At 71.0% G+C, this 13,823-nt stretch carries 14 protein-coding genes; 6 read left to right on the top strand and 8 right to left on the bottom strand.

What is annotated here, in order from left to right; all coding sequences use genetic code 11:
- Positions 1-52: 52 nt before the first annotated feature.
- Genes ACFORO_RS06815 through ACFORO_RS06805 form a run of 3 tightly spaced genes read right to left on the bottom strand, consistent with a single transcriptional unit; the run spans position 53 to position 1,512 of the window.
- Positions 53-295, bottom strand: coding sequence for a hypothetical protein (locus ACFORO_RS06815; RefSeq protein ID WP_354743349.1), 243 nt, complete (start codon positions 293-295; stop codon positions 53-55).
- Positions 296-299: 4 nt separating this feature from the next.
- Positions 300-725: an SPW repeat domain-containing protein gene (locus ACFORO_RS06810; RefSeq protein WP_377870500.1), complete on the bottom strand. Its 426-nt coding sequence runs from the start codon at positions 723-725 to the stop codon at positions 300-302.
- A gap of 22 nt (positions 726-747) precedes the next feature.
- A complete protein-coding gene (locus ACFORO_RS06805; RefSeq protein ID WP_377870499.1) occupies positions 748-1,512 on the bottom strand; it encodes an acetate uptake transporter family protein in 765 nt (254 codons plus the stop codon).
- Between the two features lie 198 nt (positions 1,513-1,710).
- Between ACFORO_RS06805 and ACFORO_RS06800 the strand changes: the two genes are divergently transcribed.
- From ACFORO_RS06800 to ACFORO_RS06790, 3 genes are all read left to right on the top strand, one after another.
- Positions 1,711-2,805, top strand: coding sequence for a calcium:proton antiporter (locus tag ACFORO_RS06800; protein WP_344279455.1), 1,095 nt, complete (start codon positions 1,711-1,713; stop codon positions 2,803-2,805).
- 649 nt (positions 2,806-3,454) lie between these two features.
- Positions 3,455-4,897: an MDR family MFS transporter gene (locus ACFORO_RS06795; RefSeq protein WP_377870498.1), complete on the top strand. Its 1,443-nt coding sequence runs from the start codon at positions 3,455-3,457 to the stop codon at positions 4,895-4,897.
- A gap of 6 nt (positions 4,898-4,903) precedes the next feature.
- Positions 4,904-5,308, top strand: coding sequence for a hypothetical protein (locus ACFORO_RS06790; RefSeq protein WP_377870497.1), 405 nt, complete (start codon positions 4,904-4,906; stop codon positions 5,306-5,308).
- 461 nt (positions 5,309-5,769) lie between these two features.
- On the opposite strand, the gene ACFORO_RS06785 is transcribed toward ACFORO_RS06790, so the two are convergent.
- Positions 5,770-6,720, bottom strand: coding sequence for an FUSC family protein (locus tag ACFORO_RS06785; RefSeq protein WP_377870496.1), 951 nt, complete (start codon positions 6,718-6,720; stop codon positions 5,770-5,772).
- Between the two features lie 15 nt (positions 6,721-6,735).
- Here ACFORO_RS06785 and ACFORO_RS06780 point away from each other — a divergent pair, with 15 nt between their 5' ends.
- Positions 6,736-7,143: a hypothetical protein gene (locus tag ACFORO_RS06780; protein WP_377870495.1), complete on the top strand. Its 408-nt coding sequence runs from the start codon at positions 6,736-6,738 to the stop codon at positions 7,141-7,143.
- Positions 7,144-7,776: 633 nt separating this feature from the next.
- Here the strand turns inward: ACFORO_RS06780 and ACFORO_RS06775 are convergent.
- The 3 genes from ACFORO_RS06775 to ACFORO_RS06765 all read right to left on the bottom strand — a co-directional run bounded on the left by ACFORO_RS06775 (position 7,777) and on the right by ACFORO_RS06765 (position 10,638).
- Complete coding sequence (locus ACFORO_RS06775) at positions 7,777-8,205, bottom strand: Asp23/Gls24 family envelope stress response protein (protein WP_377870494.1); 429 nt, start codon at positions 8,203-8,205, stop codon at positions 7,777-7,779.
- 64 nt (positions 8,206-8,269) lie between these two features.
- Positions 8,270-10,432, bottom strand: coding sequence for an ATP-binding protein (locus tag ACFORO_RS06770; protein ID WP_377870493.1), 2,163 nt, complete (start codon positions 10,430-10,432; stop codon positions 8,270-8,272).
- Positions 10,433-10,494: 62 nt separating this feature from the next.
- Entirely contained in the window at positions 10,495-10,638 is a 144-nt protein-coding gene (locus ACFORO_RS06765) for a hypothetical protein (protein ID WP_377870492.1), read from the bottom strand.
- Between the two features lie 516 nt (positions 10,639-11,154).
- Here ACFORO_RS06765 and ACFORO_RS06760 point away from each other — a divergent pair.
- Both ACFORO_RS06760 and shbA read left to right on the top strand, forming a co-directional pair.
- Positions 11,155-12,117 (top strand): hypothetical protein, encoded by a 963-nt coding sequence (locus ACFORO_RS06760; RefSeq protein ID WP_377870491.1) that lies wholly within the window; start codon positions 11,155-11,157, stop codon positions 12,115-12,117.
- Positions 12,118-12,402: 285 nt separating this feature from the next.
- Positions 12,403-13,053 (top strand): RNA polymerase sigma factor ShbA, encoded by a 651-nt coding sequence (shbA, locus tag ACFORO_RS06755; protein WP_377870490.1) that lies wholly within the window; start codon positions 12,403-12,405, stop codon positions 13,051-13,053.
- Between the two features lie 115 nt (positions 13,054-13,168).
- Here shbA and ACFORO_RS06750 read toward each other — a convergent pair whose 3' ends face one another.
- On the bottom strand, positions 13,169-13,585 hold the full coding sequence (locus ACFORO_RS06750) for an STAS domain-containing protein (protein ID WP_344279432.1): 417 nt from the start codon (positions 13,583-13,585) through the stop codon (positions 13,169-13,171).
- Positions 13,586-13,823: the final 238 nt, after the last annotated feature.

Genomic DNA, 13,823 nt, shown 5'->3' with positions numbered 1-13,823 from the left:
GGCCTCACGCGGGCCGGGTAACCGGCCGCCGCCCGCGGCAAACCCCTTTTTCTCAGCGGGACGGCAATTGCCCGCTCGGCAGCGCGGCACCGAACACGACCGCCGCGCCGATCACGAGAAACACCGCCCCCGCAGCGGGTTCGGACGCCCACCACACCACGCCCGAAGCGGACACCAGCCAGGCGCCGACGAGTGCCTCCTTACGGACCGGTGCCGCCGCCTTGAGCGCGCGCAACCCCGCGCCGCCCAAGGCGAGCACGCCGATCGCCAGCACCGTCAGCACTGGCCAGTACATCTCCTCACTCCCGGAATTCGCCGCTGTGCCTGCGATAGGCGACAGTCACCGAGATGACGGCGAAAATCGCCAGCAGCACGCCGACGATCAGCGAATTCGTGCGGATCGCGTCGCGATGCCCGTCGACCGGGTAGCCGAACGCGAACGGCGCGGCGATGAGCCAGAACCCGATCGCGACGTTGACCAGTCCCAGCCAGCGCGCCCGTTCCGGCAGGCCGAACCGGACCAGCGCGACCGCCGCCACGGCGATCCCGCACGCCAGGCTGTTCCAGAACCCGGCCGTCGCGGACAGCGTGAACGAGTAGCTGTACGCGAAAGCCGCGAACACCAGCCACGCCCCGGCCAGGAACTCGGCGGTAAGCGGCAGCCTGCTTTCCCGCAGCTTCCGGTCCTGCGGCGCCAACGCGGTGAGCGCCGTGCTCATCTTCATCCGTGGTCACCTCCTCGCCGGGCTACTGCCCGGCCTTGATTCCCGGCTCGCCGTGGTCGAACTGGATCGCCTGGTGCAACGGCACCGTCGTGGTGCGGACGGGCCGGGGCGCGCGCACGCCCATCGGCAGGACCACCCGGTGGTGCGCCGCTTCGAGCACCATCGCGCTGCACGCGTACCAGGCCAGCACCGCGGCCGCGAGCAGGAAGTACGCGGCGATCGTGCGCACCACGCCGACGTCGCCGATCAGGCCGATGGCCAGCATGCTCGCCCCGGCGGCGAGAACCGCGAGCAGCGTGCAGAGCACCAGGCTTTCCGCCAGCGCGGCGAGCGCGCCGGTCCAGGTGATCGCCGCGAGCCCGATGAACCAGAACCCGATCGCGGCCGCCGCGACCGGGCTCGCCGCCGTCGAGGGCAGTCCGCCGAGGCCGACGAACAGCTGGTAAACGCCGTAGCCGAGCCAGAACGCGCCCCACGCGCCGTGCACGACCGTGGCGAGCGCGTCGCGGGCGCGGTAGGACCACATCCCGGCGAGGAACTGCGCGACGCCGCCGAAGGCGAACGCGAACGGGGCCAGCAGCAGGGGCGTCGTCGTCTCGTCGCCGAACCAGCCGGCCAGGTTCGCCGCGACCATGAACGTCGACACCGCTAACCCGGCGAGGCCCAGGATCGACGGTGCGGCCACCGGGCTCAGGTTGATGTGCGTGTGCTCGCGCCAGAACGAATACTCCGCACCGTCGCCGCCTGCCGGCAACGCGCGGTCGGCCGTCTTCATTTCGCGGGTCATCTCGGCTCCTTTCCGCACCGAACTCCCCTGTGCGCCGCGCGTACCCCGCCGCCGACCTGCGGAACCCTGCAGGTACTACGCCGAACGAGTGAATTTCGCGCGGTGCGGCGCGACCGGCAGTGTCCATTTCGGACGCGACACTCCCCCGCAAGGACGGCATGCCAGGCGGCTGAGGGTCCGATATGCCAGGGTGTGCGCATGGCGAGCGTCCGCGGTTATCTGTTGTCCTGGACCACTTTGCTGCCGTTGATCTCCCTGGTCCTGCTGGCGCTCACGTGGGGCCGCACGCTCGGTCCGGTGCCGGTCGCGCTGGTGGCGATCGCGCTGGCGGGCACGGTTCTCGCGGCCGTGCACCACGCCGAGGTGGTCGCGCACCGGGTCGGCGAACCGTACGGCTCGCTGGTGCTCGCGGTCGCGGTGACGGTGATCGAGGTCGCGCTGATCGTCACGATGATGGCTTCCGGCGGCGACAACGCCGACACGCTGGCGCGCGACACGGTGTTCGCCGCCGTGATGATCACCACCAACGGCATCGTCGGGCTGTCGCTGTTCGTGGGCGCGCGCCGGTACGGGGAAACCCGGTTCAATCCCGAGGGCAGCGGCGCGGCGCTGGCGACGGTCGGCACGCTGGCGACGCTGAGCCTCGTGCTGCCGACCTTCACCACAAGCACCCCAGGTCCGGGGTTCTCCGCACCGCAGCTGGCTTTCGCGGCCGGTGCGTCGCTGGTCCTGTACGCCACGTTCGTGGCGACACAGACCGTCCGCCACCGCGACTTCTTCCTCCCCGTCGACTCCGAGGGCGAGACCCGCGAGGAAGAGCACGCGGAACCGCCGAGCCTGCAGAAGACTTGGGTGAGCGTCGGCCTGCTGCTGGTCGCGCTGGTCACCGTGGTCGGGCTGGCGAAGGTCGAATCCCCGGCGATCGAGGCCGGCGTGCGGGCGGCCGGGCTGCCGCAGTCCTTTGTGGGCGTGGTGATCGCGCTGCTGATCCTGGCCCCGGAAACGCTCGCGGCGGTCCGCGCGGCCCGGCGCGACCGGATGCAGATCAGCCTCAACCTCGCGTACGGGTCCGCGATCGCCAGCATCGGCCTGACGATCCCGGTCATCGCGCTCGCCTCGGTGTGGCTGAAGGGCCCGCTGCTGCTGGGTCTCGGGCCGACGCACATCGTGCTGCTCGCGCTCACCGTGGTGGTCAGTGTGCTGACGGTGGTGCCCGGACGGGCTACTCGGCTTCAGGGCGGGGTGCATCTGGTGTTGCTGGCGGGATTCCTGGTGCTGGCGATGAATCCGTGAGGTCGCCGTCCGGCGGCGGGTGTGCTGACGGCGGTGCCCGGCTCTCCTGATTCCGGTCTGGCGACGGGTGTGCTGGCGATGGTGCCCGGGCGGGCACGGTTCTCCTGGCTCCTGTCTGGCGACGGATGTGACGGCGGTGTTTCCCGACGGGCCCAGCTCTCCTGATTCCGGACTGGCGACGGGTGTGCTGACGGTGTTTCCCGGCAGGCACGATTCTTCCGACTCCGGTCTGGCGGCTGCCCCGGCGACTCCGAGCCGAGTGCGCCTAGCCCGCGAACGAGATTCTTTTCCTGGCCGCGCGAGCGGCCGTCCGGCCGCTGGTCGGACAGCTTTTTCCGCCGCCGACCGCAGCGCGGTTCCCCGCGCTGCCGCGGGCCGCGGGAGGAAAGGACGCCGGTTTTGTCGGTGCTCATCCGTATCCTGGCCGGGTGAAGATCCAGCAGTCCCCTACTCCGTCCGCAGCGGCCGGTGAAGCCGCGCGAAGAGCTTCCCCCGGCAGCCGCCCGACAGTCCCCGGCCGTTCGTCGGCCGATGCCCGCTCCGTCCGCGCGGCCGACCTCGCGTCCGTCGCTTTCGCGAGCGCCCGAGGCGACTCCGCCCGGCTCGCGACCCGTGCATTCGTCCGCGCCTCCGCCCGCGAGGTGCGCCCATGAGCGGCGTCTCGTCCCCCACCCCGGAGGCCCCCGCGCGGCCGCCCGCCAAGCCCGGGCTGCTGATCGGCGTCCTCGTGCTGTCGGCGTTCGTGATGATCCTCAACGAGACCATCCTGAGCATCGCGCTGCGCGACCTCACCGTCGACCTCTCCGTGCCGACCACCACGATCCAGTGGCTCACCAGCGGGTTCCTGCTCACCATGGCAGTGGTGATCCCGACGACCGGGTTCCTGCTCGAACGGTTCACGCCGCGGCAGGTGTTCGTCTTCTCGCTCGCCTCATTCAGCCTCGGCACGCTGCTGTGCGGCGTCTCGCCGGGGTTCGGCTTGCTGATGACCGGCCGGGTCGTGCAGGCGTGCGGCACCGCGGTGATGATCCCGCTGCTGATGACCACCGTCATGCGGCTCGTGCCCGCGCAGCGCCGCGGCGCGACGATGGGCACGATCAGCATCGTCATCGCGGTCGCGCCCGCGATCGGCCCGACGATCGGCGGCGCGGTCCTGTCGTCGCTCGGCTGGCGGTGGATGTTCTTCATCGTGCTGCCGCTGTCGCTGGCCGCGCTGGTCACCGGAATGCTGCAGCTGCGGATCGACAGCGAAACCCGCCCGGTTCCGCTCGACGTCCTCTCCGTGATCCTGTCCGCCGTCGGTTTCGGCGGAGTGCTGTACGGCCTGTCGTCAGCGGGCGAATCCGCCGAGACAGCGCTGGTGCCGCCGTGGCTGCCGATCGTCGTCGGCGCGGTCTCGCTGGCGGCGTTCGGCTGGCGGCAGCTCCGCCTGCAGCGACGCGACCGCGCGCTGCTCGATCTGCGGCCGTTCACCCATCGCAGTTTCGTCGTCGCGCTGGCGCTCAGCGCGTTGCTGTTCATGTGCCTGATCGGCGTGGGCGCGATCCTGCTGCCGCTGTATCTGCAGACCGTCCTGCACAAGTCCACGTTCGTCAGCGGACTGGCCGTCCTGCCCGGCGGTCTGGTGCTGGGCTTGCTCGGCCGTCCGGTCGGCGCGCTGTTCGACCGCGTCGGCGCGCGTCCGCTGGTGCTGCCGGGCGCGCTCGCGATGACGGTCTCGATGTGGCTTTTCTCGTTGCTGAGCCCGGATTCGCCGCTGATCGCGGTGATCGGCATCCACATCGTCCTGATGGCCGGCCTCGGCCTGATGATGACGCCGCTGATGACCGAGTCGCTGGCGGTACTGCCCGACCACCTCTACTCGCACGGCAGCGCGATCCTGTCCACGCTCCAGCAGGTCGCCGGCGCGCTGGGCACCGCGGTGTTCGTCAGCGTCGCGACCGTCACCAGCGCCGATCCCGCCGCCGTCGGTCCCGATGCCAACGGCCTGCAGACGGCCTTCGTCGTCGCCGGCTGCATCGGACTGGTCGCAGTGGCCGGGGCGTGGTTCGTCCGGTCAACCCGCCCGGAGCCAGCGGAGACGGAGGCCTGACACCCAGTGGACCCAGAACGGCTGGACGCCGTCGCCCGCACCTACACCGCGTCGATGACCAGCATCCGAGGCCGACGCGTGCACCGGTTAGTGACGCACTGGCTGGCCGGCTACGACCACGTCCTGCCCACCGCCACTGCCGACGGCACCCCGGCGTTGCTGGCGCTGTCCTCCGACGGCCGAGCCGCCTTCTGCCACACCGACGGCCGCGGCCCGTCCGCGGACGTGGTCACGTGCGGCCCGACGCCCGGGGTCACTGTGACGTCCGCGCACGACCTGACGAAGGATTCGCTGCCGGTGCTGCGCTGGACGGTCCGGCATCCGGGGTTGCTGGACGTCGCGGGCCCGCTGACGATCACTCCTGGCGACGCGGACCGGGACGAGATCGAGGCGGCTCTGCGTCCTAGGTAGCCGGGGGGTGCTGGAGTTGCGCTGAAGCGGGCGGCTCGGAGTCTGCGTTGATGACCGCTGCGCGCGGCAGGCCTCGAGGCGCTCGCTTCGAAGGCGGTTGCTCGACGCAGTTCGGCAGAGACGGCTGAATCCGCGGGCCAGTGCGCCAAGGCGGGTCTGCACTCGCGGTTAGCGACCAGCCACCGGCGGAATCGCCGGGCCACGGCCGAGGACGCTCCGCGGGCAAGAACTCCGCCACCTTCCGAGCCGATCCGCCAGACTTCAGCCAGCCTCAGGACGCCCGCCAAACATTCGCGCCGCCGTGGACTATGCCCACCATCGCGGACAAATCCGCAAGGCACGTCCACTGGCCGAACTCGCTGGACATCCTCCGAGGCAGGCGAGTGTCCACCGTTCGCGAGGCAGGCACGGGCGCTTTCGCTCAACACCGCAATCCCGAGCCACAGCCAGGCGTCCCAGCCTCACCGGCCGAACGCGCTGTTCCACCGCTCCACGTCCCGCAACCCGCCGTCCGGCGCGGACCAGCAGGCTTGGAGCAGGTCGTAACCGTCGTGGACCAGGGCCGCGTGGGCGGGCCAGCGCTCGGCGGCCCAGCCGGGTTCGTTGTGGACCGAATCCACCCCCGCGCGGGTCGCGCCTTCCAGTTCGAACTGGAGGTCCCGGCGCGCGGCCGCACGCGGGACCGGCGCACCGGCCAGCACCGCGCGGGCAGCGGCACGAACGCGGGATCCGGTCCAGGCCAACGTCTTCCGATGCGCTCGCGGCGCCACCGCGTACTGCACGACCACCGCCACCGCGACCCCGATCGCCGTCTGGGCGAAACGGTCCGCCACCGCGGGCCACACCGGACCCGGCAGGCTCGCCACTCCGGCGGCCAGCAGCGCGAGCGGGGTGATGACCACCGTCGCCACGGCGTAATTCCGCGGCACCACCAGCTCCACACAGAACTGCAGCACCGCCAGGATCAAGATCAGCACGACCCCGGACGGGCCGACGGTCATCACCAATCCGAACAGCACCAGCCCGGCCGCGGTCCCGACGAACCGGTGCAGCGCACGCACATTCGCCCGCCGCCGGTCCAATCCCTGCTGCAGCACCACCAACGCACTCAGCACCGCCCAATGCGGCCGTCCAAACCCGACTGCCACCGCCAGTTCCCCAGCGACCACGCAACCCGCGCCGACGCGCAACGCTGTCAGCGCGGCATGCGAACGCAACGGAACCGCCCGCCGCAACCGATATCCGACGCTCGGTCGCGGCAACGGCAGTTTCCCGGGCGGCAACTCGACGGACTCGCCCGGCGAAGCGTCCGCAAACCTCCGGTGGGCGGCAAGCAACATCGCCACGAGATCCGGCTGCGTGCCCCGACGCGGATGTCCCGCGTCATGCAGCGCAGTCCACGCTGCCGACACCGCAGCACCGGCAGCGTGCCGAGTTTCCGCCGTCTTCCGCTCCGCCGAGAGGAACACGTCGACCGCCCGCACCGCACGTTCGACAGCGCTGCGTTCCGGCTTGGTCCGGTCAGCCAGCACCCGGCCATCGACACCACGACCGACGACCCGACCCCCGCCGCGGCGCACCCCAGCACCACCCACGGCTGGGCTCCCGCCTCGACCGCCGCCTGCGCACCCGCACAAACGAGCGCGAAAAACAACGGCCCCGGCGGCCCGAGCCGCAACGCGTCGACGACGTACGTCGCCAGCACCGCGACCGTTGAAACCACCAGCACCGAGACCGGCCCAGGCGGAACCACCGTCCCCACCGAAGCACCCAACGCCGCCGCCGCGAGCAACCCGGCACCAGCAGTAGCCACGACGCCCGCCCGAACCCGATAGGGCCGACCCTCGCCGTACAAGACCGCGAACGTCCCGAGCGTGACAAACAACGCCGAGGCCGACGCCCCCGCCAACACCAGGGCGATCCCGGGAACAGCCACCGCCGCCGCGGCCCGCAACCCAGCCGACCATCGCCGCCCGACCGGCGGCAGGGCGAACATCAGCGCCCGAAACCCCGCCACACGAGGCAACTACTCAACCGGCTCGGGCGACGATCCCATCCGCCCATCCCAACACGCCGCCACCCGCCCCGAAACCCCGGCCACGCCACCTGGAGACGGCCGGCACACTCCAGGCGCGAACCGGGTCAGGCCCGCACTCGAATGCCCGGGCAACTGCCGACTCAGCGACTCGAGTCGGCCGCCAAAGCCTGAACGTTCGCCCCTGCGAAAACGGGAAGTGCCCGGGCAACTGCCGACTCAGCGACTGGAGCCGCCCGCCGAAGCCTGAACGTTCGTCCTCGCAACACCGGGAAATGCCGCTGCCCGCAGAGATGGCGGGGTCGCGGGCGGCGGAGATCGAAGCCGAGTTGCCGCACGCGACCACCGGATCCGGAGCGGTCTTTCTGCTCGTGCTCGGCATTCAGACGCTGCTCCACAGCCCGCCACAGTCACGCGGGCAACGCCACCCAGCTCACTCCACCCGTCCGGACTCCGCCGCACCGTCCTCCCCGTCCTCCGGCAAGTGCAGGTCCGTCACCGCGACGTTCACCTCCACCACCTCCAACCCGGTCATGTGTTCCACCCCGGTGATCACGCCGCGGCGGATCAAGCGGGACACGTCGGCGATCGAGGCTCCGTATTCGACCACTACCTGCAGGTCGACGGCTGCCTGCTTCTCCCCCACCTCGACCGACACGCCCTGGCCCGCGGAGGCCGTCGCGCCGGGGACGCGTTCCCGGATTGCCGAGAACGCGCGTGCGGCGCCGCCGCCGAGGGCGTGGACTCCGGGGACTTCGCGGGCGGCCAGCCCGGCGATCTTCTGGACCACGACGTCCGCGATCGCGGTCTGGCCCTGGTCGGTGGCGAGTCCGAGCTTCGGTAGCGCAGTCGGGTCAGGCATCGTCACTCCCTCGTCGGATGAACCGGTCGTCAGGAGGACACGCGCCGTCCGGGAATCTCACGCGCTACGGATACTCGGCGCGCGCAGCCGCCTCGCCCACGGTCACTGGGTCGAGCGCAGGATGCGCGGCCTCAGCCCGCTCCCACAAAGAAGCGGCCTCCCTCGCGATTCCCCGCGCGGCCGCGACATTCCCCAAGCCCAGGTAAGCCCGCGCTGCCTCATGGGTGCTTCCGCAGCACTCCGCGCGGGCCGCGGCTTCCCGGTAAGCCGACTCGGCGCCTGGGTGATCCCCAGAGCGGAATCTCGCCCAGCCCAGGCAGTTCAACCCCATCACGACGTCCAGTTCCAAGCCCAGTTCCTCAAACACCGCCAAGGTTTCCTCAACCACCCGCGCGGCTTCGGCGGGGCGATTCAGTGCGGTGAGGACCAGCGCGACACCCCGCGTCGTGATGGCGCCGCTGCGTCGGTTGCCGGTCAGTTCGTAGAAATCGGCCGCCGAGCGCAAGTCCCGCAGAGCTTGTTCGTGGTTGCCCCGGTAGTGCTCCGCCCAGGCGGAATGCGCCAGCGCGGTCGCTTCGCCGTGGCGGTCGCCGAGTTGCCGGTACTCCGCCAAAGCCTGGCTGTAGCAACGGGAAGCCTCGTCCAGATCGCCGCGGTCGACGTACGCGATGCCCAGGTTCGCCGTGGTCGTGGCGGCGGCCCAGCGGTTGCCGACGGACTCAGCAGCGGCGCGCGCCCAGCGGTGCGTCGCGACCCACGGGTCCCACAATTTGGTCAGGTAGAAGAAGCCGCGCAGGAAAAACGCCAATTGCCAGCATCGGTCCGTCTCCCCGGCCCGGCGGCAGAGCGCGACCAGGTTGGGCCATTCCGCGCGGAACCAGGCGATCGCGCTGTCCTGGTCCGGGAACTCCACCTCCGGCAGCCCGGGCGGATAGACCACCTCCAGGCGGTACCGCGGGCCGCTCATCGCCCGGTCGGCGCGTTCGGCGGTGGCGACGGAGAAATCGGCCAGGCGGCGGAAAGCGTCCTCGTCGGCGGCCCCGGAGGCGGCGAAAACCCTTACCAGGTCGTGGAAACCGAACCGGCCCAGTTCCGGCTGGGTGAGCAGGTACGCCTGGTGCAGGCGGTCCAGCAGCCGTTCCGCCTCCACCGGATCCAGGGAGCCCAGCGCCTGCGCGGCGGTGACGTCGAAGTCCGGGCCGGGGTGCAGGGCGAGCAGGCTGAACAGCCGCGCTTCCGGCTGGTCCAATTGGCGTACGGACAACCGGAACGCGGCGGCCAGGCTTCGTTCGCCGTCGTCCAGTTCGCCCAGCCTGCGGGTCTCGTCGGCCAGGCGGCGTTCCAGTTCCGCGACGTCCCACGCGGGGTGGGCGCGCAGGCGAGCGGCGGCGATCCGGATCGCCAGCGGGAGACGGCCGCAGCGGTCGGCGATCCGCAGTGCGGCGTCGGGGGTCGCGCCGGTCAAAGCTGTGACCAACGTGGTGGCGGATGCGGTGGGGAGGACACCGAGCGAGACGTGCTTCGCTTCGTCCAATGCGGGCAGCCGGGAGCGGCTGGTGATCACGACGCGGCATTTCGGCTCGGCGGGCAGCAGCGGGCGGACTTGCCCGGTGCTGCCCGCGTTGTCCAGCACCAGCAGGAAACTCCGGCCGCGCAGGCAGGTCCGGAAGAGCGCGGCGCGGTCGTCGGGATCGGCCGGGATCCGTTCGGCGGGCACCTCCAGGATCCGCAGCAGCCGGTCGTGCGCGTCGGCGGGCGTGACCGGATCGTCGGAGGTGCCGCGCAGGTCCAGAAAGAGGCTGCCGTCGGCGAAGGACGGTTCGAGCCGGTACGCGCAGCGCACCGCCAGCGCCGTTTTCCCCGCCCCGCCCATCCCCGAAATGACGCAAACGCCGCCGTCGGACTCGAGAATCTCGCGTACGGCCCGGGATTCCTCGTCGCGGCCGGTGAAGTCGGCGGTCACCGGCGGGAGGCCGGACGGGCGGACGTCCGGCCGGGTGCGACGTTTTCCGGTTTCCGCGGGAACCAGCGAAGTAAGGGCTCCTGGAGTGCCGAATTCGGATTCACATAAGGTTGCGAGTGCGGAATTCGGCGCGGCAAGACCGGTTTCGACTTTGCTCAGGTATCCCTTGCTGTAATGCACCCGTGCGGCCAGGTCGGCGAGCGACAGTCCGGCCGCGGTGCGCAGCCGGCGCAGTTCCGCCCCGAACGTCGCGCGCGCTGTCATCCGCCTCCACCCTCTTCTCGCTCCCAGTATGACGATCCGGCACACGCCGGGCCGCGGTTTCGTCACGGCGCGGTCCGCACCGAGACCGGCGGCGCGACCGGCGCGGGCCCGCCCGGCTGGCCGAGCGCGACCCCGGACACGAGCGCGACCCCGGCCAGCCACAACGCGGCCCGCACCAGCAGAGAAAACGAACAGATGACCTTCACGGCAGCTCCTTCAGCGGATTTCCGCCCGCCTGATCGGCGGCTTGTCCCGAGAATGCGGGACCCTGCGGCATTCGGGGAAGGAGTTTCCTGTTTCCGCCTTAATCGCGTGAACGGGGAACAGGAGGCAACACGGGCGTCGCATTACCACCTGCAAGCCGCGTCGCCGAGGGCTGGGGCGAAAGGGCATATTCGGCTTCGGCGAGCCGGGAGCCAGCCAGCACAGTAGACCCCGGACGGCCGCCCGCGCAGCTTACGAGATCGAAAGCCGCGCCGGCTGACCGCCCGCCAGCAGCCCGGACGAACCGCCAGCCGCCACTAGGGAGCAGTCACCCGCCGTTCCGGGAAGGCGCCATCCGAGCGAATTTCCGGTGCCGATAAACCCGGCCGTACCAGCCGGACGCGGGAATGGGAAATCATTCCGGTCACAGTCCGTGCGCCGATGCCGGGCAAGGCTGGACATCCCCGGCCGCATTGAGGAACAGTGGCTGCGGGCGGGGAGACGCGAGGGAGGAACGGGTGGAACCGAACGCGGCGGACTTGGTCGCGGAATTGAAAGTTCTCCGGAAGGGGCGCGGCGTATTCACCACTCCGCTCGGGATTCGGGTCGGCCCGGTCCTGCGCGAGGTCTGCGGGATTCCCGACAACGCGGAAAACGTCGAGATCCGCGACCGGCTCGCGCACGTGCTGGAGCCGCTGGCCAAAACGCTCCCGGACGACCTCCGGATCGCCGTGCTCGCGGCGTTCGCGATGCACGAACCGGCGCGCAAGCCGTTCTACCAGGAACGGGTGCACTGGGCCGCGCGCGAGCTGGACCGCGACGACCGCACGATCCGGCGGCGCATCGACGAGGGCATCGAGCACGTGGCGCACCTCGCGCTCGCCGGCCCGCGCGAGGGCGGCGCCCGGCCCGCGCCCGACAGCAGCAGCTGGCACACCGAACTGCTGCGCGTCTCCCTTGCCCTGGACCAAGATCGGCCCGAGGTGTTCGAGTTCCGGCGGATCGTCGCCGACGCCGACGAGATCGCCGAACTGGACCTCGCGCTCACCCTCACCACCACGGCCGCGACCGCCGGGCCGGTGCGGGAAAGCGATCTGGACGTCGACGTCTTCCACGGCGGCACGCTCGTCCGCCGCGCGATGGAGTCGAACGACCGGGTCGGGCTGGCGCTGCAGCTGGCCGATCCCCTGTCGCGCGGGAAAACGCACGACCTCGCGCTGCGGTTCCGCGCGGAATTCCGGCACCCGCACTACGTGTGCGTGCCGCGCCATCCGGTCGACCGGTTCGATCTGCACGTGCGCTTCCCGGCCGCGCCGCCGGCCGAAATCGTGCGGCTGGACCGCGTTTTTCAAGACGACGCACGCGATCCGGGCGCACGCGGCGACGTGGTGAGCCCGGACGGCTCGGGCGAGGTGCACTTGCGCTTCGACCATCTCGCGCCCGGATTCGCCTACGGCATCCGGTGGAACCCGGCCGGCTGAACCTCGCCGGCCGGGCCCCGGCTGAAGTCAGTGCGTGATCATCGCGATTCCCCTTCCCGATCGGGACAGCTCTCCGACCGCACCGGGATCGCCGTCGCGCCCGGACGCGCTACCGCCGCGACGAAGCTGTCCAAGATCTGTCCAGGTCCGCGCGAAACTCGTTGCCGCGCAACGGACAGAAGCTGGACAACACCCGCGCGGGCGCAACATCCGGGGCCGGACGGCCGACTCCCGGATCGAGCGGGCGAGACCACCGCGGCCGCCCGTACGAAAGGACCGACCCCTATGCCCACCGCCACCGTGCCCGAACCGGTCGAAGGCTACGTCCCGCTCGCCGCGCTGCCGCGCCCGTCCGAGTTGGCGCAGCGCCTGGAAACCGTGGTCCGCGCCGCCCGCGACGGCGTCCCCGGCGCGGCTCCGGAACTGCTGGCGCTGCTGAAACCGGTGATCGCGCGCTACTGCCGGGCCCGCATCGGCGGACGCGACCTGTCGTACCTGTCGGCCGACGACGTCGCGCAGGAAGTGTGCATCGCGGTCCTGCAGGCGGTTCCGGGCTACGAGGACCGCGGCGGATCGTTCCTGCACCTGGTGCGCGCGATCGCGGCGAACAAGGTGGCCGACGCCTTCCGCGCGGTGTCGCGGGACCGTTCGCGTCCGGTGTCCGACGTCCCGGAGAACCCGGATCTGCGCGAGGGCCCGGAATCGCACACGCTGACCGCCGACCTCGGCGCGTCGCTGGGCAGGCTGCTGGCCGGGATGCCGAAGCTGCAACAGGAAATCCTGACGCTGCGGGTCGTCGTCGGCCTGACGTCGGCCGAAACGGCGAAGGCGCTGGGGATCTCGCCGGGCAACGTCCGGGTGACGCAATGCCGCGCGCTGGCGAAGCTGCGCGAGTCGATCCAGGAGCAGGGACTCGCCGAAGCGCTGCTCGCGTGAACTCGCAACATCGCCGAACTGGTATGGACCACTCGCGAAAAAAGTCCGGGAAGTTCACCCGCTCGGGCCACCTCGCCGCTTCGGGCAGGCCCGAAACGCCCGGATCCGAACCGGCTCAGCCCGCGTCGAGCCGCCGTTTCATCCGGCGCAGGAACGCGATCCGATCAGTCTCCACGCGGACCGCCGTGCGGTCCGGATAGATGTCGAACACCCCGGTCATGCCGGTCTCGGCCAGCCGGCGGCCCGCCTCGCCGGAGGGGTGCGCGAGCAGCCGCAGCACCACGCCCTCGGCGGCCGCGCGGTCCTGGGCGGCCCGCAGGACGTGGACGCCCGCGTCGCTCAACTGTGTCAGCCCGGTCAGGTCCAGCACCAGCGCCATCGGGCGCTTGGCCAGCGCGAACGTCACCGCGCGCACCACCACCAGCGCGGTGCCGGCGTCGAGTTCCCCCGCCAGCAGCAGCGTGAGCACGTCGAGGTCGTCGTAGCGGTACGACGACTTCAGCCGTGCCGATCCCTGTGAGCCGGCTTCCATCCGCGTGCTGCGCTCCCTGTCCAGGCGGGGCCCGTCGCGCCCGCTCGTCCACCCGACACCATTCTGGACCTGGAGGCACGGTGACCGCGCTCACAGTCCGCCTCCGCACACCGCGACCGGGGGCTGCTCCGCTTGCCCTACGACGAAAGTCGGGAACTGTGTCAGCCCGACCTTCGGCGGGTTCCGTCATTTACCGACATTCACGACGGTGGGTCAGTACCTGACCGCTCACTCCCCG

Source organism: Amycolatopsis halotolerans, assembly GCF_042647905.1.
Taxonomy (GTDB): Bacteria; Actinomycetota; Actinomycetes; order Mycobacteriales; family Pseudonocardiaceae; genus Amycolatopsis; species Amycolatopsis halotolerans.
This window is presented reverse-complemented; position numbering and strand designations above follow the sequence as displayed.

Bases quoted from the DNA above. Each gene is read 5' to 3' on its own strand.
- ACFORO_RS06805 (WP_377870499.1), bottom strand. From the start codon at position 1,512: ATGACCCGCGAAATGAAGACGGCCGACCGCGCGTTGCCGGCAGGCGGC.
- ACFORO_RS06750 (WP_344279432.1), bottom strand. From the start codon at position 13,585: ATGGAAGCCGGCTCACAGGGATCGGCACGGCTGAAGTCGTCGTACCGC.
- ACFORO_RS06810 (WP_377870500.1), bottom strand. From the start codon at position 725: ATGAAGATGAGCACGGCGCTCACCGCGTTGGCGCCGCAGGACCGGAAG.
- ACFORO_RS06795 (WP_377870498.1), top strand. From the start codon at position 3,455: ATGAGCGGCGTCTCGTCCCCCACCCCGGAGGCCCCCGCGCGGCCGCCC.
- ACFORO_RS06800 (WP_344279455.1), top strand. From the start codon at position 1,711: ATGGCGAGCGTCCGCGGTTATCTGTTGTCCTGGACCACTTTGCTGCCG.
- ACFORO_RS06775 (WP_377870494.1), bottom strand. From the start codon at position 8,205: ATGCCTGACCCGACTGCGCTACCGAAGCTCGGACTCGCCACCGACCAG.
- ACFORO_RS06815 (WP_354743349.1), bottom strand. From the start codon at position 295: ATGTACTGGCCAGTGCTGACGGTGCTGGCGATCGGCGTGCTCGCCTTG.
- ACFORO_RS06770 (WP_377870493.1), bottom strand. From the start codon at position 10,432: ATGACAGCGCGCGCGACGTTCGGGGCGGAACTGCGCCGGCTGCGCACC.
- shbA (WP_377870490.1), top strand. From the start codon at position 12,403: ATGCCCACCGCCACCGTGCCCGAACCGGTCGAAGGCTACGTCCCGCTC.